The sequence below is a fragment of the Microcystis sp. LEGE 08355 genome (genome assembly GCF_015207185.1).
Classification (GTDB): Bacteria; Cyanobacteriota; Cyanobacteriia; order Cyanobacteriales; family Microcystaceae; genus Microcystis; species Microcystis panniformis.
In genome coordinates this window covers 1-3,819 of record NZ_JADEXI010000458.1, presented here as the reverse complement: position 1 = coordinate 3,819, position 3,819 = coordinate 1, and the positions used below count along the sequence as shown (strand labels likewise).

Annotated in this window: 5 protein-coding genes; 1 reads left to right on the top strand and 4 read right to left on the bottom strand. The window is 39.9% G+C overall.

Features of this window, described 5'->3' with window-relative positions; all coding sequences use genetic code 11:
• Positions 1–156: 156 nt before the first annotated feature.
• Positions 157–723, top strand: coding sequence for a transposase (locus tag IQ242_RS19115; RefSeq protein ID WP_193961056.1), 567 nt, complete (start codon positions 157–159; stop codon positions 721–723).
• A gap of 483 nt (positions 724–1,206) precedes the next feature.
• Here the strand turns inward: IQ242_RS19115 and IQ242_RS19110 are convergent, their stop codons facing one another.
• The 4 genes from IQ242_RS19110 to IQ242_RS19095 all read right to left on the bottom strand — a co-directional run bounded on the left by IQ242_RS19110 (position 1,207) and on the right by IQ242_RS19095 (position 3,352).
• Positions 1,207–1,428, bottom strand: a complete 222-nt coding sequence (locus IQ242_RS19110; protein WP_002744564.1) for a type II toxin-antitoxin system HicB family antitoxin — start codon at positions 1,426–1,428, stop codon at positions 1,207–1,209.
• 2 nt (positions 1,429–1,430) lie between these two features.
• Positions 1,431–1,658, bottom strand: coding sequence for a type II toxin-antitoxin system HicA family toxin (locus tag IQ242_RS19105; RefSeq protein WP_072926196.1), 228 nt, complete (start codon positions 1,656–1,658; stop codon positions 1,431–1,433).
• Between the two features lie 64 nt (positions 1,659–1,722).
• Entirely contained in the window at positions 1,723–2,418 is a 696-nt protein-coding gene (locus IQ242_RS19100; RefSeq protein WP_052276662.1) for a metal ABC transporter ATP-binding protein, read from the bottom strand.
• A 10-nt stretch (positions 2,419–2,428) separates the two neighbouring features.
• The gene (locus tag IQ242_RS19095) at positions 2,429–3,352 is read right to left on the bottom strand and encodes a metal ABC transporter solute-binding protein, Zn/Mn family (protein WP_193961055.1); all 924 of its coding nucleotides are present in this window, start codon (positions 3,350–3,352) and stop codon (positions 2,429–2,431) included.
• Positions 3,353–3,819 lie beyond the last annotated feature (467 nt).

Below are 3,819 nucleotides of genomic sequence, written 5' to 3'. Positions count from 1 at the left end.
GCAATGGCAATTTTAAAATTTAATCAACAAGATAATAGCGATCGCACTTTCAAAAGCCAAAGGAATTGCGGTCTTAAAGTTTGGTAGGTTGGGTTGAGGCACGAAACCCAACGCCAGTTGCGTAAACACCAATCCAATAAATGTTATTCTAACTTGATGCAATACCGTAGAGCAAAAACACCTGGATCTACTTATTTTTTTACAGTTGTGACATACAATCGTCACAAAATTTTGTGTGAACCTGAAAATGTGGATTTACTACGAAATGCTTTTAAATATGTTATGCGACAACATCATTTTAAGATTGATGCTATTGTCATTTTACCAGATCACATTCATGCTCTTTGGACATTGCCTGAAACAGATGCAGATTTTTCAACTCGTTGGCGATTAATTAAAAGTTATTTTAGCCGTCAATGTCATTCTCAATATCAGGGGAAAATTTCAACATCTCGACAACATAAAGGAGAAAAGGCTATTTGGCAACGTCGCTTTTGGGAGCATCAAGTTCGAGATGGTCGCCAAGGGCGCGCCTACGGCGATCGAGATTTTGTTAATCATCTCGAATACATCCATTACAATCCCGTGCATCATGGATTAGTAAATACTCCGAAAGATTGGCAACACTCCAGTTTTCATCGTTATGTTGAAGAAGGAATTTATGATCAGATGTGGGGGGCTTCAGAAAGGCTGATCTTTGATAGTGATATTGGTATGGAATAAAATGTAGGTTGGGTTTCGTCGTATCAACCGACAAGATCAACTAAAATTTTTCAAAAATTCGGTGGGTTCGGTTAAGGAACGCAACCCAACAAATTAAAAGATAATGGTGTTAATTCGTTTTGGAAAGGGGATATTTTCTGTGTAGAAATGTTGGGTTTCCTTTCGTCAACCGACAAGATCAGCTCAAATTTTTCAAAAATTCGGTAGGTTGGGTTAAGGAACGCAACCCAACAAATTAAAAGATAATGGTGTTAATTCGTTTTGGAAAGGGGATATTTTCTGTGTAGAAATGTTGGGTTTCCTTTCGTCAACCCAACCTACAAGATCGGCGATCGCACTGACCAGAATAGTAGCACGCGAGGATGTGTTAGCGTAACGCAGAATAATTACAAATTCGTCATGATTAAAAGCAAAAAAGCGCGTTAAGTAACTATTTTTTAAGTCAAGACGGCAATTAGCGACCACAATTCCCCCAAAAATGCTCTATACAGTGCTTAATGCTTTGATTTTCGCTATCTCTGTTTCTAAGTTGGGAAGTTTTTGATTATATTTTTGGGCTGTTTCTAACCATAAATCTTTTACCATCAGTAATTCTTGTAGGGTTTCTTCTAAGGTTTCACCCTGAGCCAAACAGCCAGATAGTGCTGGAATTTCAGCGACAAAACCGCCTTCTTCACAGGGATAAATAATAATTGGATAATTCATCTTTAGTTGTCTCCGATAATTTCAAGGACTCGACGAATATAAACAGATTTTACTTTTTTATTATGAACAGGTATGACCAAAATAATATCATTTCTTTTAAAAATGTGATGGCTACCTGTAATTCTATCAAGGGAAAACCCTTCTAATTCTAGCAGTTGACAAACATCGTTGAATCTTGCGTTATTAGGACTATTCTTGAGTAGTTCTAGTAGTTTATCCCTTTTAGACACGAGTGAATGCCATTCAACAATGAGCTTGAGCAAAAATCCATTTTAACCCAAAGGGAGAAAACTTTTAACAATACACTTGTTCTAACATAGCGGTAGTGAGAGATTTTTGGCCGTGATAATAGAGACGACGATTGAGACAACCGATCGATTTAACATAGGTAGATAGGGTTCCCAGATCATGGGAAATAATTAAAATGGTCATCCACTCATTCAATTCTTGCAACAGGGAAAAAATACTAGCACGCATTTGGGGATCGACACTGGCAGTGGGTTCATCTAAAATCAAGAGACGGGGTTCTACCGCTAAAGCGCGAGCGATATAAACCCGTTGGCGCTGTCCTCCCGAAAGTTCAGCAATCGACCTTTTTTTCAACCCTAACATTCCCACACTATCTAAAGCTTTATCTACCCTTAACTCATCTTTTTTACTATAGCCTTGCCAGAGTTTTTTGCTGCTCAATCTCCCCATTTTCACCACCTCACCCACAGTAATGGGAAATGAGCGATCGCATTCGACAAACTGCGGCACATAACCGACTAATTCCCGACCTTTTTGGACACTTTGCCCCAAAATACTGACTTCTCCCCGCCAAGGTTTAATTAATCCCAGTAAAACCTTGAGGAGGGTAGTTTTTCCCCCTCCATTCGGGCCAATAATTCCCAGAAAATCCAATTCTTCAATGGTTAAATTAATATCTTCGAGGATGGGTTCCTGTTCGTAGCCGGTCCAGAGATTACTAATGGTAATGATCGTTGACATATACAAACAATTACTGATTTAAAACTGTGGCCATTTTTTGGGAAACTTGTCGCAGGTTTTCACTCCAATTTTCAGCAAAGGCACTGATAGGGATTACCTGTCCCCCAATTTCCCTAGCAATAGTTTCGGCACTTTTCTGGCTAAATTCTGGTTGAGTAAAAATAACTTTAATATTCTCTTTTTTTGCCTGTTTGATTAGTTGACCTAACTGGGCAGCACTGGGTTCATTACCGTCGATTTCGATCGCAATCATCTCTAAACCGTAATCTTGGGCAAAATAGCCCCATTCAGGATGAAACACCAGAAACTTTTTATTTTTAATCCCTGCCAAGTTTTGCCGAATTTCTTGATCTAATGCGTCTAACTCCTGACTGAATTTTTCCAAGTTAGCCCGATAGATAGCTTCCTGACCCGGATCGAGTTGTGCTAGGGTTTGGTAAATAGTCTCTGCTTGTGCTTTGACTCGTTTTGGGGATAACCAAATATGGGGATCTAGGGTGTTTTTTCCGGCTTGATGTTTTTCTTCCTTGCTGTGATCATGATCATGATTATGTTCTGCTGTCAAAGGGATTTTATCTACTCCTTGACTGGTATCGACGATTAACATCTGTTGGTTAACACTATTTAAGCGATCTTTCCAAGCATCTTCTAAGGATACACCGATTTTAAAGTAGGCTTGCGATTGGGCTGTGGTTTTTAATTGTTCGGGTTTTGGTTCATAGGTGTGGGGATCTGTCCCGGGTTGAATCATGGCATTAACACTGACTCTATCACCGCCGATGCGTTTAACGAAATATTCCTGCGGTACGATACTCACTGTCACCTGTAAGGGTGTCTTTGCTTCCTCTTCCTTGACCGAGGGACCACTACAAGCTGTTAAGCTGGCTATAGTCAGGGTTAAAGCGATCGCTGTTAACTGGAATTTTTTACCCATCGGAGTTAACTGAGTCTGATTATAGTTCTCATCTTATCACAGTCGGTGAGAATCGTTATCATTCTGAAAATATTGTGGTATAGATGCACTGGTTGTTCTGTCATCGATCTTTTGCTGGCAATTAAAAAATTTTCTCTTGCCAACTAAGGCTTGACATGATATTATATAGATAATGGAAAATCCGTGCGCCTGCGACCCCCCTCTGGGGAAGTCAAATAAAGCCTCAAAAAAATAACCCCAAAAAGTAGTGGGTGAACTGAGAACTGATACTCGTTAAGACTGCACCGGAGTGCTGGAGTTGGGAGAGGAAGCCTGAGCATTTGTACTAAAACTCCCAAGAGGCAGTATAAATTCAGGAGAGCTTAACTAGAGCTTGCTGAATAAATCTAAAAACCGTGTTGGGTAAGACCTTTAGACTTTTTGGGAAATCATAAAGGACCGGACATGGGAGTGATCGGGGGGAAAAT

What these genes read in the sequence shown, in the direction of transcription:
- IQ242_RS19100 (WP_052276662.1), bottom strand. Translation starts at nt 2,418, where the DNA reads ATGTCAACGATCATTACCATTAGTAATCTCTGGACCGGCTACGAACAG.
- IQ242_RS19115 (WP_193961056.1), top strand. Translation starts at nt 157, where the DNA reads ATGCAATACCGTAGAGCAAAAACACCTGGATCTACTTATTTTTTTACA.
- IQ242_RS19110 (WP_002744564.1), bottom strand. Translation starts at nt 1,428, where the DNA reads ATGAATTATCCAATTATTATTTATCCCTGTGAAGAAGGCGGTTTTGTC.
- IQ242_RS19095 (WP_193961055.1), bottom strand. Translation starts at nt 3,352, where the DNA reads ATGGGTAAAAAATTCCAGTTAACAGCGATCGCTTTAACCCTGACTATA.